Source organism: Roseibium sp. ROS1 (genome assembly GCF_054658215.1).
This window is the reverse complement of sequence record NZ_BAAGIG010000004.1, coordinates 70,747-93,987: the sequence shown is the minus strand read 5'-3', so window position 1 is coordinate 93,987 and position 23,241 is coordinate 70,747. Positions and strand designations below refer to the sequence as shown.

Sequence of the window (23,241 nt, the reverse complement as noted above, 5' to 3'; positions counted from 1 at the left end):
CCCTACCTTCTTTTTCGAATGCGAACGTACAGTGCGCCGCCGCCGCCGTGGTTCGCGTGGGCTTCCTCGTAGCCAAGTACCACGGATCGCAAGTCGGGCATCGACAGCCACTGGGGCACCATTCTGCGCAAAACGCCGCGCTCGTCCATATAGGCGCGTGCGTCACCGCTGCCCTTGCCCGTGATTACCAGCACAACCTTATGACTTCTCGCCTGCGCCTGGTAGAGAAAGCCGCGCAGCCGGTCATGCGCCTGATGCTGGGTCAGGCCGTGCAGGTCTATCCGCGCATCGATGGCCTTCACGCCGCGCACCAGCTTGCGGCGGTAGCGGTGTTCCAGCTGATGCAGCGGTAGCGGTGTTGGCGGCGCCTTGGCTACAGCGGGAGCCTGGATCGCGGTCGCGGTTTTCAGCGCCTTTGCGGGTGCCGCCGGTTCGGTTTCGGCGATTTTCTCAAGCTCGGCCTTGAGGTCCTGAGCCCTGTCCGGATGCAGCGGCGTCAGGGTTTTGGCAACCTTGCCCCACAGTTCCCTGTCCTCCGGCGACAGTGTCCCTTTTTTGCCCCGTCTTGCCATGTCTCAGTCCGCCGCCACACCAGCGGGACCAAGACGGATGTTCGGCACCAGGATCGTGAAGTCGGCCTTGTGGCGGATTTCTCCGGCAATAGCGCCTGCCGTCTGCCCGGATCCGACGAAGATATCACCCCGCGCCGGGCCCTTGATTGCCGATCCGGTGTCATCTGCCACCATCAGCCGCTGGAAAGGGCCGTCGTCGCTGTCGTGATCCTTCAGCGCGGAGGCAACGAAAACCAGGGATCCATAGGGAATGAAACTCGGATCGACCGCAAGGCTGCGGCCTGCCACAAGGGGAAGGCCCGCGGCCCCGACGGGCCCGTCGTTCACGCCGATTTCATCGACTTCCCGGAAGAAGATGAAAGACCGGTTTTGCCGGAACAGCTGATCGCGCTCTTCCGGATGCGCTTCCAGCCAGGCACGAAGTCCGGCAGCCGTGAAGTCCTCCGGCGTGCCTTCTCCGCGCGTTACCAGCAACCGGGCAATGCCGGTGTAGGGGTGGCCTGTCTTGCCCGCATAACCGACCCGCATCGCGCTTCCGTCCGCAAGACGCAGCCTTGCCGAGCCCTGAACATGTACGAAATAGGCGTCGATCGGATCGGCAAGCCAGACGAGTTCGAGATTTTCCGGGTCGAGCTTGCCATCCATGATGGCGCTCCGATCCGGCATTTCGGTGACGCGTCCCTCAACCCGCCGTCCATGGCTGAGCGTTTCGGGCCAGTCCTGTGGCCGGTTTTCCGGCGTGATCGCCTCCAGGCCTTCCGGCTTTTTGAGCAAGGGATACCGGAATATCTCGGTTCTGACCCGCGAGGCGGCCAGTTCCGGCTCGAAATAGCCCGTCACAAATCCGCTCTGGGCAATTCGGTGCGGCGTGAACCGGCTTTCGAAAAAGTCTCGCGGTGCTTCATCACCGGACTTTGCGGCCTTTTCGGCGTCGTTACAGAGCTTTTGCAGGTCTGCTGTGGCGATGGAGGGAAAAACGGTGTCCTGGCTCAGGATTTCCGGTTTGCGGCACAGGCGCAGAAAACCGGCAAGGGCGGCGGCATGATCGTCGTTCTGCCAGCCCGGCAGACTGGTGAAGGAGATTGCCTCGAACCGGTCCGGGATCCGTTGGCCTGGTACCATGGCTGAGGCAGCTCCTGAAAAGAAAAGCGGCGCGGCCAGAACCGCGCCCTTTAGCAGTGGGACAAGCCGGAAGCCCGGCCGGGGCCGCGAGTTCCGCTTGCCCTGCATCGTGATTACTCTGCGGATTCGGTCGCGACCAGCTTCCAGTTCGGATCGCGGGACGTGGTGTCCCGGGCGAAGGTCCAGATGTCGATCACTTCGCTTACCTTGGCCGGATCGCCGTCGACCACTTCACCGGCCTTGTCGCGGGTGGCGGAAATCAGCTGGCTGTGGATCTTCACGGTTACCTGGGCGGTCGAATTCTTCAGTGCAGCTTCGACGATTTCGGCCTTGTCGATGCCGACAAAGGTCGATTCGATGGTCTCGCCACGCTTTTCGCGATCGTCGATTGCGGTGACGAAGCCTTCATAGACTTCGCGGGACAGAAGGTTCTTCAGCGCTTTCTTGTCGCCGTCCGCAAAAGCCATCACGATCATCTCGTAGGCGGCGCGTGCGCCTTCCAGGAAAGGTTCCGGCTCGAAGCTGCGGTCGACGGACAGGATCTGCTTCAGGGCGCTGTTCAATGCGGAGCCCGCCGGGGCAACCTTGTCGATCACGACGTCGCCACCACGACCGCTCTCCTCGACCGGCTCGGCCTCCAGCGTGGTCTGGTTCGGCATCGGGATGACATTGTCCTGATCGTTGCCGTTTTTGCGTTCGCGCGGCTGATCGGGCTTGGAATAGGGGTCGAATGGCGGGCGCTCATTGCCGGTGCGTTTGCCCAGCACCGATCGCAGTCTGAACAGAATGAAAACCGCAAGTCCCATCAGGAGGAGGTTCAACGGGTCAAAAATCTCGTTCATCGTAACTTCCGGTTACCCTTTTTGAGGCCCTAGAGCCGCCTGCTCTAACTGCCAGGTGAGCGCAGCCTCGTACGCAAGGCCTGTCTGCTTCCTATTTAGGGGGTCCTTGAACCAGCATCCAGACCCAAGAGCAAGACTGAATCTTTGCATTCATAGCCATTTCGTGACTGCCTGCTCGCATTTTTGCGAGTGAATGTCTACCTTAGGTCCGAATAGCTTATCAGACGATGGAGCTCCCGTGGGACTTTATATCATTGCCGCAATTCTTCTTCTGCCCCTGATCGAGATTGCGATGTTCATCTGGGTGGGAGGCTTGATCGGTGTGTTCCCGACAATCCTGCTGACGGTGATCACCGCGTTGGCCGGGACAGTGATGCTGCGCCAGCAGGGCCTGTCACTGCTGATGCGCATGCAAACGGAGCTGGATGCCGGCCGCACACCCGGAAACGAGGTGATGCAGGGTGCAATGATCGTTCTTGCCAGCATTCTGCTGCTGATCCCGGGTTTCGTCACGGATGCCATCGGCCTGCTCCTGTTCATACCGCCGGTGCGCGAAGCGCTGGCACGGTTCATCATTGCCCGATCGAACGTCGTTATCGTCGATGGCGGCGGTGGTATGCGCCGGCCGGATGACGGCGTCGTGGATCTGGACGAAGGCGACTGGAGCGAAAAAAACAGCGGCACGGGTGGTGGCTCCGGCCAGCCGAAGCTCAGCCCCTGGCAGGATGGCTCGGACAACGCGAAGCCCTGATTTTCCAAACGCTCACTAAAACGTGACTGCTGGTGTATGCGTATAATTTACCAGTCAAGGTTATGTCTGCCCTGAATTGGACCCGAAACCGGACTGAAGCGGAGCAGGCAGCGGCAGAATGAGCGCCAGGCGTGTAGATTGGGTGGATACCGCCAAGGGCATCTGCATCATCTTCGTCGTGATGATGCATTCGGTGCTCGGCGTGGAAGCCGCCGCTGGCCAGACAGGCTGGATGCATGTGGTCGTCGCCTTTGCAGCCCCCTTCCGCATGCCGGATTTTTTCCTGATCTCCGGCCTGTTCCTGTCGAATGTCATTACCCGCGACTGGAAACTCTATCTTGATCGCAAGGTCGTCCACTTTGCCTACTTTTATGTGCTGTGGATGACGATCCAGTTTCTGGTGAAGGCGCCCGTCTTCATCGAGGAAACCAGCGTTCGCGCAACGGTGGAACTCTATTTTCTGAGTTTCATCGAGCCCTTCGGTACCTTGTGGTTCATCTACATGCTGCCGGTCTTCTTCGTCGTGTCAAAGGTCGCCCACGACAAGGGTGTGCCGTGGCAACTGGTTCTGGCCGTCGGCGCACTTCTGCAGATCGCGCCGATCCACACCGGCTGGCTGTTGGTCGATGAATTCGCGGCCCGTTTCGTTTTCTTCTATGCCGGCTTCGTTTTTGCTCCGCAGATCTTCGCCCTGGCCGACTGGGCGCGCGAGCGGATCGGGATCAGTCTCGCGTGTCTGCTGGTCTGGGGCCTGGTGAACGGCACGCTGGTCTATGCCGGCTGGGCGCATCTGCCGGTCATTGCCCTTGTTCTTGGCGCGGCCGGTGCAGGTGCCATCATCCTCACCAGCGCGTTGATCGTGAAATGGGGGCGGCTCGGTTTCCTGCAGCATTTCGGCGAAAACTCGATCGTCATCTATCTCGCCTTCTTCTTCCCCATGGGCGTGACGCGGGTGATTCTGCTGAAGCTGGGCATCCTTGATATCGGCACAACGTCGTTGATCGTGACGCTGGTGGCGTCGGTCAGTCCGATGATCCTGTTCTGGCTGATCCGCCGCACGAACATCGGCTGGTTCCTGTTCCGCAGGCCCGCCTGGGCCTATCTCAGCGGTACTTTCAGCGGGAAACGTCAGGCACAGGCAGCTGAGTGATCGGCAAGCTTGGAATTTTTAACTTTAGGACTTTTCTCCAGAACAGGCTGCGGGCATGATCCGCGCCATGTCGACGCAAAGCACCTCCTCCGCCCTCACCGCCGATGACCATCTTATCCTGGTCGACGGGTCCACGTTCATTTTTCGCGCCTATCACGCGCTGCCGCCGCTGACACGCAAGCCGGACGGGCTTCCTGTCGGGGCGGTTTCTGGCTTCTGCAACATGCTGTGGAAGCTGCTGCAGGAAGGTCTGACACCGGAGGAAGGCGACGAGCCCACCCATTTCGCGGTGATTTTCGACCATTCCGCGCAGACGTTCCGGAACGAGATTTATCCGGAATACAAGGCCCACCGGCCGGACCCGCCGGAAGATCTGGTGCCGCAGTTCGGCCTTATCCGCGAAGCGACACGCGCCTTTTCGGTTCACTGCATCGAGCAGGAAGGCTTCGAGGCGGACGACCTGATCGCGACCTATGCCCGTGAGGCTGCCGAACAGGGCGCGCGCGTCACCATCGTTTCAGGCGACAAGGACCTGATGCAGCTGATCGGCCCGAAGGTGGGCATGATCGACACCATGAAGAACAAGACCTTCGGCGAAGCCGAGGTGTTCGAGAAATTCGGCGTCGGTCCCGACAAGGTCATCGAGGTGCAATCGCTGGCGGGCGACAGCGTCGATAACGTGCCCGGCGTGCCGGGTATCGGCCTGAAGACCGCGGCCCTTTTGATCAACGAATTTGGCGATCTGGAAACGCTGCTCGCCAAGGCCGATACGATCAAACAGAACAAGCGCCGGGAAAACCTGATCGAATTTGCCGATCAGGCGCGAATTTCCAGGCAGCTCGTCACTCTCAAGCAGGATGTGCCGGTCAAGGTGCCGGTGGGCGAATTGTCGGTAACCGATGTTGACGGGCCCAAGGCGCTCGGATTCCTGAAGGCGATGGGGTTCACCACCCTCACCCGGCGCGTTGCGGATGTGACCGGTGCCGATCTGGATACGGTCGATGCATCGGACCTCAAGGTTCCGGGATGGGATGTTCCGGACCACAAGGGCCGGATGATGGAGCGCGCAGCCGGCAGTGACAGCGCAGGTTCGGAAGCTGCAAAAACCCCGGGCGACGCCGATCCGGACAATTCCGGCCTTCTGGTACCGCAGACGGTTGCCGATGCACGCGCCCAGACGATCCGGGCGATCCCGGTCGACAGCAGCGCCTATGAAACCGTCACCAGCCTCGACCGCTTGAAGGAATGGTGCGACGCGGCCTTTGAAAAGGGCTACGTCGCCTTCGATACCGAAACGACATCGCTGGACGCCATGCAGGCAGAGCTTGTCGGTGTTTCGCTGTCCACCGAGCCCGGCAAGGCCTGTTATGTGCCGCTTGGCCACGTCGACGGCGAGGGTGATCTTCTTGGCGGTGGCGGTCTTGTCGAAGGCCAGATCCCGCTGAAAGACGCGCTGGAAGTGCTGAAGCCGATGCTGGAGGACCGTTCGGTTCTCAAGATCGCGCAGAACCTCAAGTACGACTGGCTGGTGATGACACGGTACGGTGTCGACATCACGCCTTACGACGACACGATGCTGCTGTCCTACACGGTTGATGCCGGCAAGGGCGGCAACGGCATGGACGAATTGTCCGAGCGCTGGCTCGATCACAAGCCGATCCCGTTCAAGGAAATCTGCGGCTCCGGCAAGTCGATGATCACCTTCGACAAGGTCGCCATCGACAAGGCAACCGCCTATGCGGCGGAAGACGCCGATGTGACGCTTCGTCTCTGGCTGATCCTGAAGCCGAGGCTCGCTTCCGAGCATATGGCGACCGCCTACGAGACGCTGGAACGGCCGATGGTGCCGGTGCTTGCGCGCATGGAAAAGCGGGGCATCTCCGTCGACCGGCAGATGCTGTCGCGTCTTTCGGGTGAATTCGCGCAAGGCATGGCGGGCAAGGAAGCCGAGATTTACGAGCTGGCCGGTGAAAGCTTCAACATCGGTTCGCCCAAGCAGCTGGGTGATATCCTGTTCGGCAAGATGGGTCTTCCCGGCGGCAAGAAGACAAAGACCGGCGCCTGGTCGACCTCGGCGCAGGTTCTGGAAGATCTGGCCGCGGAAGGGCACGAACTGCCGTCGCGGATCGTTTCCTGGCGCCAGCTCTCCAAGCTGAAATCCACCTACACCGACGCCCTGCCCGGTTACATCAATCCGGAAACGGGGCGTGTGCACACATCCTACGCGCTGGCGGCAACCACCACCGGGCGTCTGTCCTCGTCGGAACCGAACCTGCAGAACATTCCGGTCCGGACCGAGGAAGGCCGCAAGATCCGCAAGGCCTTCATTGCCGAAAAGGGTCACAAGCTGATCTCGGCCGACTACAGCCAGATCGAGCTGCGCGTCCTGGCGCATATGGCCGATATTCCTCAGTTGAAGAAGGCGTTCGACGACGGGCTGGACATTCACGCCATGACGGCAAGCGAAATGTTCGGCACGCCGATCGAAGGCATGGATCCGATGGTCCGTCGCCGGGCGAAGGCGATCAACTTCGGCATCATCTACGGCATTTCCGCATTCGGCCTCGCCAACCAGCTTGGCATCTCGCGCGGCGAAGCGGGCGACTATATCAAGACCTATTTCGAGCGTTTCCCGGGCATCAAGGACTACATGGAAGCGACCAAGAAGCAGGTTCATGCGAACGGCTACGTGACCACGATCTTCGGCCGCAAGGCGCATTATCCGGAAGTGAACACCAAGAACCCGAACATGCGCGCCTTCTATGAACGCGCCGCTATCAACGCCCCGATCCAGGGGTCTGCCGCGGATATCCTGCGCCGGGCAATGGTGCGTATGGAAAACCGGCTGGAAGGATCAAAGCTGGATGCGCAGATGCTGCTTCAGGTGCATGACGAACTGATCTTCGAAGTGCCGGACGCGCAGGTGGAAGCAACCATTCCGGTGATCAGGGACGTGATGGAAAATGCCTGCGATCCGGCGCTGAAGCTTTCCGTACCGCTTCAGGTCGACGCCCGCGCCGCCGACAATTGGGACGAAGCGCATTAGAGCGCATTGTGTTTAACCTGAAAAAATCCTGCATCGCTTTTTGCGTTGAAATCTCTGATTTCAGACTGCGAAAAGCGATGCTGACAAAACGCGATTTACTCTGGGTGGTTCAGTCCCGACAAGAGAGCATGCCTCAGGCCTGCTGGGCACGGCGCCGGAACAGCGGCTGGATCAGCCGGCGATAGGCAAGCGCAAAGCCTGTGTAGAAGAGAAACACCGACGCCAGCGAGGCAAGTCCCGCGAGCGATTGACCGATGAAGCCATAGACCTCGCCGGTGTGCAGAAATCTCAGGAAGACCCTGGCGCGCCGGCCTGCCGGCTGGTCTTCAGCGCCGCTGACGCCCAGAACCTCGCCTGAAACCCTGGAGACCGTATAGGTCGTCTGGCGGGAAAGCTGGGTGCCGTTGCCTGTATCGACGGTCATCACCACACGTGCAGCCTGTCCGTTGGGCAATTTGACCGAAAGTGTCTGCCAGTCCGGTTCGGCTTGTTTCAGCGTTTCGGCAATGGCCTGCAGGCTGACGGCTTCACCCTGAGCGCGGTTCTGACCCTGGCGTTCTTCACTGGCAGCCTGGCCGGTTGCTGCGGGCGAAACCGGCCCGAAGACGGCGGCTACCATGTTGCTGGCCCAGGGATAGGAAATGACGACGCCGGAGACCACAACGGCAAACAGCGGTACGAGCGACCAGATGCCGAAGACATGGTGCCAGTTGTAGTCGCGTGCCTTCGCGGTCGGCAGGTTTCTGCGGAAGAAAAGGTTCAGCTTGACGATCCGCCAGGTCCATTTCTTCGGCCACCAGAGATAAATTCCGGACACCAGAATGAACAGGAAGCCGAGATTGGCAGCACCGGTCACGGCCCGCCCTAGGCTGCGGTTTTCACCTGTAAGGGCAAACCAGCGGTGCAGCGCGGTCACCGTGCCAAAAAAGGATTTTGTGCCCTCCGCGGCATTGTCGATCCGCTCCCCGGTATAAGGGTTGAGCAAATGGTTCTCGCGGCGGCTGACCGAAAGTGTGGCCGGGGCGCCGTCCTGACTTGGCAGGACCAGCGAATTGCCGGGTTGACCGCCGTTGGCCAGAACGGCAGTTGCCAGTTCGTCGACAGAGAGGAGCTGCGCATCGGCCGGTTTTTCGACCGCGCGGCTTTCCATGTAGGAGATGATCTGGCGCTCGTAGGTCAGGACCACGCCGGTGGCTGACATCAGGAGGATAACGAGACCGAAGGCGACCCCGACGACGAGATGCGCCCAGAAAATGATGCGTTTGAAAGACATGGTGCTGCTGCCCGTTTCAGACCGGATTTGACGGTTGCCGGGTCCTCCTCCACCGGCTTCAACAGGCCTAAGCCGAAGATCTCGCTGCGTCAAAGGCAACAGCAGGATGTTTGGCCGAGAATTTGTAACCAGTTGTCGCCACCGCGAAGAACCGGGCGCCAAGTGATTTCCGTCAGCAGCTCAAAAGCCCAGGGTTTCCGGGAGTCCACATCAGGTCCCGGTGCCAAAACCCTCAGGCGTGTCCCAAGCCGCATACAATTTGCCGCACCACCGGCTGGACGGAAAAGGCGTCGATAGTGACAAGAGCGGGTGACAGGGAGGTCTTGAGGACGCGGTGCGAATTCACCCGATAACGAAATCCGGGGCGCGAGCAAGAAGCGCTGCCGCCTCTCGAACAGTGGTCTCCACGATCCTTGCCGCCGGTTGAACGGTTTTCACAAGATCGAGGGATTCTCCGGCAATCAGGGCGCGAACGGAATAGTCGTCCGGATCGGCAGCCTCATAGGTTTTCTGGATCTTGTGAGCCGCGCCGGACAAGCCTGCCGGGTCTTCCAACCAGGGGCGGGAAAACGCATTCTGAACAACCCGCCCTGTGAATTGCGACGGCCAATCTAGTCCGCGAGCAACGTCGAACACACTCGACCGGGCCGTGTCGTCCCCGTGCGCCTTGGTCAGAGCAACCTTGGCCTTTTCCGATCCGTTCGCCTCGACGCTTGCCCAGAAACGGGTTCCCATCATGACACCGTCCGCGCCCAGCATGAGAGCTGCTGCCAGCCCGCGCCCGTCCGCAAGCCCGCCGGCCGCCAACACGATCGTCTCCTTGCCGGCGGCATCGCGAACCGCAGGAAGAAGGGCGGACAGGCCGCGGTCCATGCCGTGACCGCCACCTTCCTGGCCTTGGGCGACGAGGACGTCCGTTCCGGCCTTCAGAGCCTGTTCGGCCTGGTCCAGCCGTTGCACCTGCCAGATGGTGGGAATACCGCGCTCCCTGGCGGCCTTTACGATCGGTTCCGCGTCACCGAAGGAAACGAACAGGGCCGCTGGATTGCGGTCGAGGATCCGATCCACGAGGGCCGGTTTTTTCAGAAGACTCCAGGTGATGACACCAAGACCGACCCTCTGGTCGCCGGCCGCATCAAAGGCAGCGTCGACCCAGTCCAGGTCGCCGTAACCAGCGCCGATAATACCGAAGCCACCGGCGCGGCTGACTTCAGCGGCCAGATGGCCGTCCGAAATCCTGTCCATCGGCGCCAGCACGACCGGATGGGAGACGGCAAAGCGGCGGGTAAAGGGCGTGTCGAGCAGCTGTTTCATGCAGACACGCTGCCATGAAAATCATTTCAGGAAAAATGATTGAAGAAGGAATTTGATATCTCTAATTTGAATAGTATGGACATCGTGCTTTTGAAAACACTGATGGCAGTCGCCGAGACAGGCTCCTTTTCGGGGGCTGCCCAGGCGTTGAATTGCGTGCAGTCGAACGTCACCTCCCGTATTCGGCGTCTTGAGGAACAATTCGGCCAGAAGGTCTTCGAGCGCAGCAAGGCCGGGGCCCGGCTGACGGAATTCGGTGAACAGGTCCATGCGCGCGCGATCGTGCTTCTGCAACAATTTGCGGCGGCTGAGCGCGATCTTCTGGAAGCTGCCGGAGCAGGTGCGCCGCTCAGGCTAGGTTCCATGGAAACAACGGCAGCTGTTCGCCTGCCCGCTCTTCTCAAACGTCTGAGGGACAAAAGCGCAGCACCGCTTTCCCTGACGACCGGCCCGACCGCAGACCTGCTGTCAAAGGTGTGGGATCAGAAGATCGATGCCGCCTTTGTCGCCGGGCCTGTCGACAAGGCCAGGTTTCAGGCGGTTCGTGCCTTCAGCGAACAGCTTGTCTGCGCCAGTGGTCCGGCCACTTCGGCGCAGGGCCCGCTGTTGGCCTTTCGCCATGGCTGTAGCTACAGGGCGGCGGCGCAGGCGTGGCTCGGCAGTATCGGCCAGAGCGACAGGGAAGTAACGGAATTGGGCACGCTGGAGGGAATTCTGGGCTGTGTGGAGGCCGGTCTCGGGTTCACGGTTGCTCCGGAAAGCGCTGTCCTGGGCTTTCGCAATGCCGACCAGTTGACGACGACCCCGCTCCCGCCCCCTTTCGGCGAAACCGTCACCTATCTTGTCTGGCGCGTCGACCGCAAACCGGTCGAGGCGCACAGGAAGCTGCTGGAAATCCTGGCAGAACGGGCCTGAGGCTTCAGGCCGTCAGACCACCCGCAAATCCGGCTGTATCTTGCCCGCCAGCGCCGAGCGCGGCGCGATGGCGTTCTGCAGGAGGTCGTTGAGATGCTCTTCCAGGTAATCGACGATGGGCGATTGCGTTGTCGACTGGGTGTAGATCGCGAGCTGTGTTGCCGGAAGCTTCGGAAAGCCATCCTGCTCCTTCAGGATCTTGAAGCCTTCCAGAATGGCTCCCGACGGCAGGCAGCAAAGGCCTGCACCCGACAGAACGGCTACCTGGGCGGCGGCAACGCTGGTGGTGGTGATGCGCTCGTACCACTGCCGTCCGGCGCGGGCGAGCGAACCGAAGGAGATTTCCCGGAAAGGGCAGGGTTCGGGAAACATGATCAATGGCAGCGGATCGGTTAGCGGGCAGTTGTCGCCAACCGCCCAGTGCAGCGGTTCCTCGAATATCTCGACCGGCATCTGCTTGGTAGACGAGACAAGGGCTATTGCGAGGTTGATTTCGTTGTTGGACAGCATTTCGTGCAGTGTGGCGCTGTCGGCGACTGTCATCTCAAGTTTCACGTTTGGGTGAATGCGAACGAAATTGCAGAAGATCGATTGCAGCTGGCCGGTCGCATACCATTCTGGCAGGCCGACATGCACGGTGCCGGTCAGTTCCGGCGCAGACAGGCGCAACCTGGCTTCCTCGTGTGAGCGCAGGATTTCCGTGGCGTGCTGATAGAGGATACGCCCGGCGGGCGTGAGGTTCATTGTGCGCGCACTGCGCTCGATCAGCGGCTTGCCGACCCGTTCCTCCAGACGCCGCAGCTGAGTGCTGACGCAGGGTTGTGTGCGGTTCAAACGAGATCCTGCATGCGTGACGTTGCCTGCTTCGGCAACAGCCACAAAGGCTTCCAGCAACTCGATATTAAAACGGCCTATGGTCATGTCCCTGCCTCCGTTTTAGCGCAAGACGACCTATGCGGTTTTCCGCCGGTCCAGCGCCACACAAGCATAACGTTCCATTATGGGGCGCTTCAATTATAAATTTAAGGGTCGGTAAAAAATCCCGTAATCCGAGAGTCTCTTTTGTCAAAACAGGTATCCGCCATGACTTTAGCGCTTTCCTATGGCCAGCCGGAGCATGGGCCAGATCACCAGACGACCGGCCCCCTTTCGCTGCAACAAAGAGTTCACAGGGCAATTGCCTGCCACACGGAATTCAGTCTCGATACGATCCTGACCCAGGACAACCGGGTGAAATACACAAACGAAGGCAGTTCGGAGACCGCAACCGGGCCTCTGGACGAGGTGTTTCAGCTGATGCGCCAGCTGAACGAGACCGGTATCGCATCGGACACGCTTGGCCGAATTCATGAAGACGGCAGGTCTTTTCGGGCGGCGCTGGAAGAAAGCTGCGGGCGGATTGCAACCGAGCTTGCAGGCGAGCGGCTGGTGTATGTCGAACTGGGGCCGGAGCCGGTAAAGACCGGGTTCATTCTCAAGACACTGCAGGGCCTGGGCGTTATCATAGATCGTTATATCGCCGTCGACATCAACCCGATGTCGGCTGCGCCGATGCGGGCAGCCCTCGCGGCGATCCTGCCGGACACTCCACTTGAGTTTGTCACCGCGCCTTTCGAGGCCTGCCGCCTGGAAGACATGATCGAAGACGGTGCGCCGCCCGCACTCGTGACAATGCTCGGTTTTCAGGAAGGCAACGACGATCCGGCAGTGGTCAACGGCTGGCTGCGGGACATTACCCGGCCAGGAGACCTGCTGTTGTCCGAAAGCCAGCTCTACACCATCGAACAGACCGACAAGATCTCCGGTTTTTACGCCCATCCGGCCATGCAGCGGTTTTCGCGCATCGCGTTCGAACGGGCGGTGGACCGCAGTTTGCCGACGCTGAATCGCTTCTTTTTGCTGCCTGTCGTGTTCGAGGATGGCCAGAGTGCGCAAGTGGCCATTCTGGCCGAGGAATTCGCGCATTCAATCAGCGGAAGAAACTTGCATGTTTCCAACTTCTGCCTGAAACTCACGCGCGATCAGTATCGCTCGTACCGGCAGGAGGGTGGCCATTTCGAAATATTCGGCGAGAGCTACACGGATGACCAAACACTTCACTTCCAGCTCTCCCGCCGGGTTTGAGATGACCTTGGCACAGACCCGCGGTCTTACTGCCGCGGGCCTGGCCATCGTCGCTGTCACCTACGGACTGGCACGCTATTGTTTTGGCCTGTTCCTGCCGGAAATCCGTCAGGAATTCGCGCTGTCGCCGGAGACGGTCGGCCTGATCGCCGGCCTGTCCTATCTGGGGTATCTGGCGGCGACTTTCGTCGGTTCCTGGCTGTCGACGGTGTTCGAACCGCGCCTGCCGATCCTGCTCGGCGGCCTCGCCGCCACAACAGGCATGGCCATGATCGCCCTGGCACAGACGCCGTTCATACTGGCGCTTGGCGTCTTCGTTGCAGGAGCAAGCCCGGGCCTTTCCTATCCGCCCTTTTCCGATGTCATCGTGCGTCATACGGAACTCAGCCGGCAGAACAGCGTCTATGCCTGGATCAACTCCGGCACCGGTTTCGGCGTTGCCTTTGCCGGGCCGCTGGCTCTCTTCGCCGGTGGTGACTGGCGGCTCGCCTGGCTGGTTTTCGCGGTTATCGCCTTCAGTGTAACGATCTGGAACGCAGCCACCTTGCCCAGGCGCAGCGTGCATCTGGAACATGCCCGGCCCAGGGTGTCCGTCTGGATCCTTATGGATCGGACTGCGCGCGGACTGTTTGTCGCGGCATTTCTTTTCGGCATCGTCACCGCCGTCTACTGGACCTATGCCGTCGAACTCCTGACCATGCTGACGGGCAATCCGCGAGACGCAATCCTGTTCTGGATCGTGTTGGGCATTTCGGGCGTTACCGGCTGCTTCGCCGGTGGTCTTGTCGATCGCTGGGGTTTGCAGGCTGCCTATCGTGTCCTGGCGGTTCTGGTCGGGACCGCAATCGGCACTCTGCCGCTGCTGGTGGAAACAAGGCTCGGGATCTACGTGTCAGCGGCTTGTTTCGGCGTCGGTTTCATCGTGATGACCGCCCTTTTCGGCATGTGGAGCATGAGGCTGTTCCGGCAGGCACCGTCCATCGGGTTCGGCTTTACCTTCTTCCTGATTTCCCTGGGGCAGGGGGTCGGACCTGTGCTGAGTGGCTTTCTCATTCCGGTTGTCGGCCATTCGGCACTTTTCTTCGCAGCCGGGCTTCTGTGCTGCGGCCTGGCGGGCTTTGCGGCGGGAAGGCAGGCCGAAGGGGTCAGACCATAACAGCGGGTTATGGTGGCCAACGCCCACATAACCGCTATGTGCTGGCCTTTCCCGAAAATTGCAAGCATGTTGGCAGCACGCTATGATTGATGAACAGAATGCGATTGGATCGATGATACTCACCGCCGCCAACACCGCCGGGGCCAAGCTCGACATGGAGCTGTGTCGGGCCCTCTATGAAAAAGACCCCGACCGGCTCCTTGAGCTTGTGTCCGACTGGCTGGAAACCAACGGTTTGCAGCCGAGTGAAGACTTTAAAGTGCCCGCTTATCTGGATGCTGTTCTGACCAGTGCCAACTTCACTGTTGCCAGCGGAAGCAAGTTGCGCGTGCTGGTATCCTGATCGGGTAGACCTCGTCTGTTCCATATTTGTTCTTGCGTCTTTTATCGACATATGCTTCGTTGACCTGCATCTGTAAGTAGAGGTGAATATGGTCAGCCGGATCACGACGGTCGCGTTTCGGGGCATCGAGGCAGTTCCGGTAGACGTGCAGGTGCATGTCGGGCCGGGCATGGTTGCCTTCACCATCGTCGGCCTGCCGGACAAGGCCGTTGCAGAAAGTCGGGAACGAGTTCGCGCGGCGCTTGCCGCTTCAGGCCTGGCCCTGCCGGCCAAACGCGTCACAGTCAATCTCGCCCCTGCCGACCTGCCCAAGGAAGGCTCGCATTACGATCTGCCGATCGCGCTGGGCGTGATGGCCGCCATCGGCGCCATACCGGCTGAATTTCTGGAAAAATACGTTGTTCTGGGCGAGCTTGGTCTCGACGGCACGCTTGCACCTGTTGCCGGTGTCCTGCCTGCCGCCATGGGCGCCAACGGCATCGGCAAGGGCCTCATCTGCCCGGAAGCCAGCGGCGGCGAGGCTGCCTGGGCCGACGCAGACATGGACATTCTCGCGCCCCGTTCGCTGATCCAGCTCGCCAATCACTTCAAGGGAACACAGGTGCTCTCCCGGCCGGTGGCCCGGCTGCGCGGCAATGCCGGTGTGCTGCCGGATCTTGCCGAGGTCAAGGGACAGGAAAGCGCCAGACGGGCGCTGGAGATCGCCGCTGCCGGCGGGCACAACCTGTTGATGACCGGTCCTCCCGGCTCCGGCAAGTCCATGCTGGCGCAGCGCCTGCCGTCCATCCTGCCGGCCCTGACCCCGCGCGAGCTTCTGGAAGTGTCCATGATCGCCTCGCTCGCGGGCGAGTTGGCCGAAGGCAAATTGACCGATCGACGCCCCTTCCGCGCGCCGCATCACTCCGCTTCCATGGCCGCCCTTGTCGGAGGCGGGATGCGTGCCCGGCCCGGAGAGGTCTCGCTCGCCCATAACGGAGTGTTATTCCTCGACGAGCTTCCCGAGTTCAATCCGCAGGTTCTCGACAGTCTGCGGCAGCCGCTGGAATCGGGCGAAGCGGTAATTGCCCGCGCAAACCACCGGGTCACTTATCCGGCTCGCATCCAGCTTGTGGCGGCCATGAACCCCTGCCGCTGCGGCCATGCGGGCGAGCCGGGCCACCAGTGCCGCCGGGGCGAGCGCTGCGTCACCGACTATCAGGCCCGGGTGTCCGGGCCGCTGCTTGACCGGATCGACGTCAGGATCGAGGTTCCGGCCGTTACGGCGGCAGACCTGATCGGCCCTGCGGCCAGCGAGCCGTCCGCCGTCGTGGCTGCTCGGGTTGCTGAAGCGCGCAGCATCCAGGCAGAGCGTTTCCTGGAACTTGGCCTTGCCTGCCGCACAAATGCCCAGGCACCTGCATCGATTGTCGAAACCATGACACGGCCGGACGACAAGGGGCTCGCTTTCCTGCGCGATGTCGCCGAGCGTCTTGCCCTGAGTGCGCGCGGATATCACCGTGTCCTCAAACTCGCCCGCACGCTGGCCGATCTGGACGGTGCGGATCAGGTTGGCCGCATTCACCTGGCGGAGGCCTTGAGTTACCGCGGCGAAGACATGTCCCGCAAGGCGGCGTGACAGCGTTGATCGTGAGACCGCGAGGATTTGTCTGACGCAATGACAGCAGACGTCATCATCATCGGCGGCGGTGTTGCCGGGCTGAGCGCGGCCTGTTTTCTGTCCGAGTTTGCGCAAGTGACGCTTCTGGAGCGCGAGCCGGCGCTGGCAACGCAGTCTTCAGCCCGCACGGCAGGGCAATTCACGGCCGGCATCTCCGCCAACACAATGCGCGCACTGGCCGCGGCAAGCCGTGCGTTCTTTCAGGCGCCGCCGCCGGGATTTTGCGAGCAGACGCTTGTCGCGCCCCGCGGCTGCCTGACGGTGGGGCGTGAGGAGCATCGGCCAGTTCTGGACAGGCTGATGGCAAGGCTGCAGGAGGCCGGGTCGGACTGCCGGTTTGTCGACAGACAAGAGGCTTTGGCCCTGTTTCCGGCCCTCCGACCGGAACGGGTTCATGCGGGAGTTTTCGAAGCGGATGCGATGGATATCGATGTCGATCTGCTGCTGCAATCCTATCGCAAGGCGGCTGCTGCCAATGGCGCTCGCTTCGTCTGCAAGGCGGAGGTCACTTCCATCCGGCGGATTGCCGACACATGGCAGGTGACGGCCGGAGACCGGACGGTGTCGGCGCCCGTTCTGGTCAATGCAACCGGGGCCTGGGCGGACCGGATTGCGGATCTTGCCGGTGTCCCGGCGCTTGGCCTCAACGCCTTCCGCCGTTCGGCCTTCACGTTTCCGCTTCACCGTCAGGACGCCGGTGTCTGGCCACATGTCACGACGGCTGATTACACCTGGTACGTCCATCCGCAGCCGCACGGCTTCACGGCGTCACCGGCAGAGGCTGATCCAGTTTCTCCGGGAGAGGTTTATGCAGATGATCTTCGACTTGCAGAGGCGATCCATCATATCGGCATCGACACCGAGCTGGCCGTGCCACGTCCATCCGCAAGCTGGGCAGGACTGCGCACGTTTGCGCCCGACCGAAACCCAGTCTGCGGCGGATTTCCCGATCATCCGGGTTATTTTGTCAGCGCAGGCCAGGGCGGATGCGGGGTTCTGACATCCCCGGCGATGGGCAGGGCACTGGCGGCCCTTGTTGCCGGCCGGAACCTGCCGGGTGATCTTTCCGCCTGCGGTATCACACAGGACCAGCTTGCACCCGGACGGTTCCTGCAGGCCTGAGCTTCTTCATTTGACAAAGACGGCAATTTCCAGGAAAAAATTCCTCAAGCCAGTCGGGGTTCGGCAAGCCAGATAACCTGTAATGCCGGAGATACCCCTTGCGTTTTCTATCCAGCCTTTGTTTTTTCGCAGCCCTGTTGCCAACCTTGTTGCCCGGCGCCCTGTCCGCTGCCGAGATTACCCATGCCATGGGCACCACCGAGGTGCCGGACACTCCGCAGAAGATTGTCGTTCTCACCAACGAAGGCACCGAGGCAATGCTCATGCTGGGCAAGACGCCTGTTGGGGCTGCGTCATCCTGGTATGGCGATCCCTGGTACCCGCATCTGGGCGACCGGATGGCCGGAGTTGAAGTTGTGGGGACGGAGCTTGCGGTCAACCTGGAACGGCTGGCCATGCTCGAGCCGGATCTGATCCTCGGCAGCAAGAAGCGGCACGAGGAAATCTATCCTCAGCTCTCCGCCATTGCGCCCACGGTGTTTGTGGTCAATGCCACGGATTTCAAGGACAACATGAAGCTCTATGCCAGCTCGGTCGGCATGGAAGCGGAAGGCGAAGCGCTTGTCAGTGCCTATGAGGCCGACGTTGCCCGGTTGCGCGCCGCCCTCGGCGAGAATGTCGACGACACGGTTTCCGTCGTCCGTTTCGTGCCCGGCCAGCTTTACGTTTATCGCCATGACAGCTTCTCCGGTGTTGTACTGAACGACATCGGTTTCAAGCGGCCCGAGGTACAGGCGCAGGACGGTCTGGCTCTTGCCGTCGGCAAGGAAAGCATCCCGAACATGGAAGCCGACCGGATGTTCTACCTGACATATGACACCGGCAATGGAGAGGGCACGGCCCTGGAGGGCGAGACGCTGAAAGACCCTCTCTGGGCCAATCTGGAAGTCGTCAAGGCGGGAAACGCCCACAAGGTCGATGACGGTGTCTGGGCAACGTCGCAGGGCATTCTTGCAGCCCGCGCAATGCTTCGGGACATCGCCCGGATCTACGGGACGAATGTCGACCTCAGTTCCAACTGAACTCCTGTGAAGCAACAGAGCCCGGATCAAAAGTTTTGACCCGGGCCACCTTGCCATCCCGAGCGTCTGGCACGGAGCAGAAATGATTGCCGAAACGAAGAAATACAACCCGGCGACCAAATCAGGTTGTATTTCAAAAGGATGCCGTCACACCACCGTGACGGACAACGGCCGGAAACCTTCCCTTCCCTGAAAATAAAAGCTAGCCTTACGTAAGGTAATTAAACGCATCGGCAGTTGAAGAGCCGGACCATGCGTTTGACCCACCAACGCGAGAGGGCGGGCTGAATGGCCTCCAGAGAACCGGCACGGCCGGGCAAATCGGAAACCGGTGGAGACGCAGGGCTGATCGACAGCATCGCCCGTACCAATGCCGAGGCCATTTGCACGGTTCCCGGTCTGGCCCGCCGCCCACAGCACCCAAAACATCACGGCTGTGTCCGCGCCCGCTTCAGTATCGGCGAAGTGCCGGAGGACTTGCGTCACGGTCTCTTCGCCTTGCCGGGCACATATGACGCCCTTGTCCGGTTTTCCAACGGCCGCCAACTGGATGACCGGAAGCGGGATGCCCACGGCATGGCCATCAAGGTGCTGGGCATCGACAGGGAGTGGCTGTCGGCTGAAAACCCGGACGGCAGGGTGCAGGACTTCATTCTCGTCGACCATGAAACCTTTTTCACCGGTGACCTCGGCGACTACGACGACATCAACACCCTGGTGCTGAAACGCGGTCTTGCCCGCTTGAAGCCCTTGTCCCGGCTTCTGTTCACGGGCTTCTATCTCTTCGGCAGGATCCGGGCCTTTGTCTCTCATCGCCCGGTGTCTCCGCTTGCAAGCCGATATTTCAGCACCACGCCTTATCGGCTTGGCGATCTTCTGGTGAAATATACCGCGACGCCAAGGCCGGTGCCGGTGGATCCGCCTGAGGTCAAATCCGGACGCGATCAACTGGCCGTCGTGCTGAGGGAAACCCTGATCCGTTGCCCGGTCACTTTTGAATTCGGCGTCGAAGTGCAGATAGATCCGGCCGCGCAGCCGGTTGATGATCCGTCGATTGCCTGGTCGGCGGTGCCGGGCGCGCGTCACGAAAAGCTGGCGACGCTGGAAATCTTTCAGCAGGACGTCGATCAACACGCCCCATTGGCGGAGAACATCGCCTTTTCACCCTGGAACAGCCTGCCGGCGCACGAGCCCGTCGGCGCCATCAACCTTGCCCGGCGACAAGCCTATGAGAGTGCCGCTTGCAAGCGGCATGAAGTCAATGGCGTTGTTCCACCCGTCTTTGCCGGCATTCCGGAAAGCTACAAGATGCAACAACCCTCCATATCGCCCAGAAACGACGGCATGCCGCTTTGGTTGGCGATTGTCGCCGCGCTGCTGCTGATCGCCTGCCTGGTCCTGGAAGGCAAGCGCCTCACCATCAAGCCGGGTCCGCCACAAACCTTTGACAATCCGGTCGCCGAATTCAAATACGGTTCCATCGGCGCCGAATGGGACGGTTTCCCCTATATGGTCTGGCGCGAACTGCCGGCAATTTTCAAGGACGAGCTGCCCGAAGGCTGGCGCACATTCGGCTTCATCGAGGAACCGGGACAGGAACTTCCGATCGGCTTCAGCATTCGGCGCGTCGGTGTGCCGAGGGTCGGCTTCAATTGCGCCACCTGCCACAGCGTGGAAGTCAACGCAGGCGGCAACACCATGTTGTTGCTGGGTGCACCTGCCGAAAAGCTCGATATCCAGTCCTACATCCTGTTCCTTGGCTACGTTGCCGCAAGCGACAAGCTGACGGCGGATGCGGTGATCGAAAGCGCCGCGCAGGCCGGCAGACCTCTGGGGCCAATCGACCGTCTTCTGGTGCGCACCATTCTTGTACCTGGCATCAAGGAACAGGCCGATGGACTGGCGACTGCTTTCAGCTGGATGAAGGTGAAACCGCAGCATGGCCCCGGGCGCACGGACGCGGGCAACAACTGGCGCGCGCGCTGGGGCTATGGCCCTGAAAAGGACGAGGCGGTCGGAACGGTCGACTTTCCCTCGGTCTGGAACCAGGGCATCCGCGAGGGGGGCTGGTTCCACTGGGACGGCAACAACAATTCGCTGATCGAGCGCAACTATTCCGCCGCCCTTGCGGGCGGCGCCAAGGAATGGCTGCTGCAACGCGGGCTGATCGATGCCCAGGCGGAATGGCTGCGGGACCTGCCGCCGCCCGCCTACCCCTTGCCAGTCAATGCAGAGATGGCAGCAGACGGCGCTGCGATTTACGAAAGGGAAGGCTGCGGCACGTGTCATGACCCAGGAGGCGAGAGCTTCGGGCAGGTCACGCCGCTTTCAGACCTTCAGACAGACCCGGCACGGTCCGATCTCTTCGACGAAGCCTTCGTCAGCCGCTTCGGCGATGTCGGCAAGGGGTACACCTGGCGGTTCTCGCACTACCGGGCAACGGACGGCTATGCAAACACGCCGCTGGACGCCATCTGGGCACGCGGGCCTTATCTCCACAATGGTTCCGTGCCGACGCTTCGGGCGCTTTTGTCAGCGCCGGAAGACCGTCCGGCGACCTTCTATCGCGGCTGCACGGATTTCGATCCGGTGGACGTCGGCTTTGCCTGCGAAAGTGGCTTCCTGTTCGACACGCAGCTGACCGGTAACGGCAACGGTGGACATCTTTACGGCACCGGTCTTCCGGACGGCGAGAAATCCGCACTGATCGAATATCTCAAATCCAAGCAATATGCGGGGCGGTCATGAGGCTTAGCGCATCCTTCAAGGGAACGTTTCTCGACATCATCTGCCTGCTCGTTGGGACGATCATGGCCTATCGCGGCGTCGAGGAATTCTTCCGCTACGATTTCGATCCGATACACATGGTCCTCGGGCTGGCGCTGGGGGCCGGCGCCTATGCCAACTGGCTCATGTTCCGGCGACTGCGCATCGGCTACTGGATCTTCATCGGCGGCAATTTGGTCGTCGCCTTTGTGTTCATATTCGTGCTGCAGGATGTCTGGCACCACCACGTCTGGCCGCATATCCTCTATGCCCTGGTGTTCGTGCCGTTTCTGGATCAGCTCGGCGCCCGTTCCGAGAGGGACGTTCTGCGGGATCCGCCGGTGCACAAGCGGATCCTCGGTTTCATCGGCGGCCAGGCACTGAAACTGGCCGAGGCCTTTCCCGCCCTCGTCCGGCTGGTCAAGCGTTGCGGTCCGCTCAGCCGGGTGATCAACCGTCTTGTCATCAACGGCATCTCGAACGCGCCACCCGGTCGTCCGCTCCCGCTCTCCCTCTGGACACCGCATGATCCGGAAACGCATCTGGAAATGGTTGCGGGCCCAAAGGATCCGGAAAAGACCACCAGCACCTTCGCCAGCTGGCCGGGTCTGGTTGACCGCCGCTACACCGGCCGGCACCTGCCACCCGTTGATCAGGATTTTGTCGATGCCCTGCCGGAAGTGCCGAGGGTGGCGGAACTTTACCGGCGCAAGGCGATGGTCGAGAGCGACACCAGCACGCTGTTCTGCTTCTTTGCCCAGTGGTTCACCGACAGTTTCCTGCGCACTCACCCGCTGAACAAACGGCTGAACACCTCGAACCACGAAATCGATCTTTGCCAGATCTACGGTCTTGGCGAGGAAACGACCTCGTTTTTACGGGAAGGCGCTTTTCTGAAGTCCCGGCAGACACCCGTCGGCGAGCTGCCGCCGCTGCTCGCGGGCCCGGATCTGGCAGTCAAAGCCGAGTTTGCCGGCATTCATTTCATGCCCATGTGGGCAACGACCTTCCTGGGGGCCGATCCGGAATGGGGCGCGGCGAAAAAGCTTCGGGAACTCCTGGCCGGTATCGGGGATTGGGCCGTCACGCCGGAGCGCTGGAAATGCCACTATGCGGCCGGCCTGGAACGGGCCAATTCCACGATCCTCTACAGCGCACTCAACACGATCTTCCTGCGCGAGCACAATCGTCTCGCGCGTGAGATCGGCAAACGGAACCCGCACTTCGGTCCGGACCGCGTCTTCGAAACGGCCCGCAACATCAACATCGTCAAGCTGCTCAAGGTCATTATCGAGGACTATATCAACCACCTTGCCAATTCGCCGTTCAAGATCTTCGTGGAGCCTGGCGATGCGGACAAGCGCCTGTGGTACCGCACCAACCGGATCTCGCTGGAATTCGACTTGCTTTACCGCTGGCATGCCATGGTTCCGGATCGGTTCCTGTTCCAGGGCGAGGTACTGGAAAACGAGAATTTCCGCTTCAACAACACGATCATCGAAAATCACGGCGTCGAGGCGGTCATCGATGCGGCGGCGAGCCAGCGGGCAGGCAAGCTGACCCTTCACAACACCCCGTTCTTCCTGCAAGGCGCGGAAGAGCGCACGCTGGCGTTTGCCCGCAGGTTCCGGCTCGCCCCCTTCAACGCCTACCGCGCCTCCTGGAAGCTGCGTCCGTACGACAGTTTCCTGGAACTGACCGGAGGCGACGCCGGTCTGGCGGGAGAGCTGGAAGCACTCTATCCCGACTGGAACGGCGTGCGCGGCATCGATCGGGTCGATCTTCCCATCGGACTGCTGGCAGAAGACCAGATGCGGGCGCGCCCCCTGCCGCCCCTGCTTCTGGCCATGGTTGGGTCCGACGCCTTCTCCCAGGCACTCACCAACCCGCTTCTGGCAAAGAATATCTTCGGTCCGGAGGTCTTCACCGAGTATGGCATGACGGAAATCGAGGCGACGTCCACCTTCCAGAACATTGTCGATCTCAACGTTGCCGCCAACGCCAGAAGGCCGAATGCGAATTTCACCATCAACAAGGACACGCTTCTGACCTGGCCAGGCTGATAT

The 23,241-nt window shown here is 61.0% G+C and carries 18 protein-coding genes; 12 read left to right on the top strand and 6 right to left on the bottom strand.

Annotation, left to right across the window (positions count from 1 at the left end; translation table 11 throughout):
* Window positions 1-2: 2 nt before the first annotated feature.
* The 3 genes from ACYQ6M_RS23145 to ACYQ6M_RS23135 all read right to left on the bottom strand — a co-directional run bounded on the left by ACYQ6M_RS23145 (window position 3) and on the right by ACYQ6M_RS23135 (window position 2,536).
* Window positions 3-572, bottom strand: a complete 570-nt coding sequence (locus ACYQ6M_RS23145; RefSeq protein WP_023002386.1) for a Smr/MutS family protein — start codon at window positions 570-572, stop codon at window positions 3-5.
* A gap of 3 nt (window positions 573-575) precedes the next feature.
* Entirely contained in the window at window positions 576-1,694 is a 1,119-nt protein-coding gene (mltA, locus tag ACYQ6M_RS23140) for a murein transglycosylase A (protein ID WP_460075858.1), read from the bottom strand.
* A gap of 113 nt (window positions 1,695-1,807) precedes the next feature.
* Complete coding sequence (locus ACYQ6M_RS23135) at window positions 1,808-2,536, bottom strand: Tim44/TimA family putative adaptor protein (RefSeq protein ID WP_023002384.1); 729 nt, start codon at window positions 2,534-2,536, stop codon at window positions 1,808-1,810.
* Window positions 2,537-2,774: 238 nt separating this feature from the next.
* Between ACYQ6M_RS23135 and ACYQ6M_RS23130 the strand changes: the two genes are divergently transcribed.
* The 3 genes from ACYQ6M_RS23130 (at window position 2,775) to polA (ending at window position 7,483) form a co-directional block, all read left to right on the top strand.
* Window positions 2,775-3,287, top strand: a complete 513-nt coding sequence (locus tag ACYQ6M_RS23130) for an FxsA family protein (RefSeq protein ID WP_075283209.1) — start codon at window positions 2,775-2,777, stop codon at window positions 3,285-3,287.
* A 118-nt stretch (window positions 3,288-3,405) separates the two neighbouring features.
* On the top strand, window positions 3,406-4,437 hold the full coding sequence (locus tag ACYQ6M_RS23125; RefSeq protein ID WP_460075855.1) for an acyltransferase family protein: 1,032 nt from the start codon (window positions 3,406-3,408) through the stop codon (window positions 4,435-4,437).
* Window positions 4,438-4,492: 55 nt separating this feature from the next.
* Window positions 4,493-7,483: a DNA polymerase I gene (gene polA / locus ACYQ6M_RS23120; protein ID WP_289807688.1), complete on the top strand. Its 2,991-nt coding sequence runs from the start codon at window positions 4,493-4,495 to the stop codon at window positions 7,481-7,483.
* A gap of 133 nt (window positions 7,484-7,616) precedes the next feature.
* Here polA and ACYQ6M_RS23115 read toward each other — a convergent pair whose 3' ends face one another.
* Window positions 7,617-8,756: a PepSY-associated TM helix domain-containing protein gene (locus tag ACYQ6M_RS23115; RefSeq protein WP_460075853.1), complete on the bottom strand. Its 1,140-nt coding sequence runs from the start codon at window positions 8,754-8,756 to the stop codon at window positions 7,617-7,619.
* A 342-nt stretch (window positions 8,757-9,098) separates the two neighbouring features.
* On the bottom strand, window positions 9,099-10,070 hold the full coding sequence (locus ACYQ6M_RS23110) for an NAD(P)H-dependent flavin oxidoreductase (protein WP_460075851.1): 972 nt from the start codon (window positions 10,068-10,070) through the stop codon (window positions 9,099-9,101).
* A gap of 75 nt (window positions 10,071-10,145) precedes the next feature.
* Between ACYQ6M_RS23110 and ACYQ6M_RS23105 the strand changes: the two genes are divergently transcribed.
* The gene (locus tag ACYQ6M_RS23105; protein WP_460076448.1) at window positions 10,146-10,985 is read left to right on the top strand and encodes a LysR family transcriptional regulator; all 840 of its coding nucleotides are present in this window, start codon (window positions 10,146-10,148) and stop codon (window positions 10,983-10,985) included.
* Between the two features lie 12 nt (window positions 10,986-10,997).
* On the opposite strand, the gene ACYQ6M_RS23100 is transcribed toward ACYQ6M_RS23105, so the two are convergent.
* Window positions 10,998-11,906: a LysR family transcriptional regulator gene (locus ACYQ6M_RS23100; protein ID WP_023002376.1), complete on the bottom strand. Its 909-nt coding sequence runs from the start codon at window positions 11,904-11,906 to the stop codon at window positions 10,998-11,000.
* 162 nt (window positions 11,907-12,068) lie between these two features.
* On the opposite strand from ACYQ6M_RS23100, the gene ACYQ6M_RS23095 reads away from it, so the two are divergent.
* The 8 genes from ACYQ6M_RS23095 to ACYQ6M_RS23060 all read left to right on the top strand — a co-directional run bounded on the left by ACYQ6M_RS23095 (window position 12,069) and on the right by ACYQ6M_RS23060 (window position 23,238).
* Window positions 12,069-13,109 carry a hypothetical protein gene (locus ACYQ6M_RS23095; RefSeq protein WP_055660346.1) on the top strand — a complete coding sequence of 347 codons (1,041 nt, stop codon included), beginning with the start codon at window positions 12,069-12,071 and terminating at the stop codon, window positions 13,107-13,109.
* Window positions 13,069-14,265, top strand: coding sequence for an MFS transporter (locus ACYQ6M_RS23090; RefSeq protein WP_152505019.1), 1,197 nt, complete (start codon window positions 13,069-13,071; stop codon window positions 14,263-14,265). The genes ACYQ6M_RS23095 and ACYQ6M_RS23090 overlap by 41 nt, the downstream gene beginning before the upstream one ends.
* Before the next feature lie 82 nt (window positions 14,266-14,347).
* Complete coding sequence (locus tag ACYQ6M_RS23085; RefSeq protein WP_077291328.1) at window positions 14,348-14,608, top strand: hypothetical protein; 261 nt, start codon at window positions 14,348-14,350, stop codon at window positions 14,606-14,608.
* An 88-nt stretch (window positions 14,609-14,696) separates the two neighbouring features.
* A complete protein-coding gene (locus ACYQ6M_RS23080) occupies window positions 14,697-16,223 on the top strand; it encodes a YifB family Mg chelatase-like AAA ATPase (protein ID WP_460075847.1) in 1,527 nt (508 codons plus the stop codon).
* 39 nt (window positions 16,224-16,262) lie between these two features.
* Window positions 16,263-17,387 carry an NAD(P)/FAD-dependent oxidoreductase gene (locus tag ACYQ6M_RS23075; protein WP_460075845.1) on the top strand — a complete coding sequence of 375 codons (1,125 nt, stop codon included), beginning with the start codon at window positions 16,263-16,265 and terminating at the stop codon, window positions 17,385-17,387.
* A gap of 98 nt (window positions 17,388-17,485) precedes the next feature.
* Entirely contained in the window at window positions 17,486-18,409 is a 924-nt protein-coding gene (locus ACYQ6M_RS23070; RefSeq protein WP_460075843.1) for an ABC transporter substrate-binding protein, read from the top strand.
* Between the two features lie 288 nt (window positions 18,410-18,697).
* Complete coding sequence (locus ACYQ6M_RS23065) at window positions 18,698-21,157, top strand: c-type cytochrome (RefSeq protein WP_460075841.1); 2,460 nt, start codon at window positions 18,698-18,700, stop codon at window positions 21,155-21,157.
* Window positions 21,154-23,238: a peroxidase family protein gene (locus ACYQ6M_RS23060; RefSeq protein WP_460075840.1), complete on the top strand. Its 2,085-nt coding sequence runs from the start codon at window positions 21,154-21,156 to the stop codon at window positions 23,236-23,238. Before ACYQ6M_RS23065 ends, ACYQ6M_RS23060 begins: the two co-directional genes overlap by 4 nt.
* Window positions 23,239-23,241 lie beyond the last annotated feature (3 nt).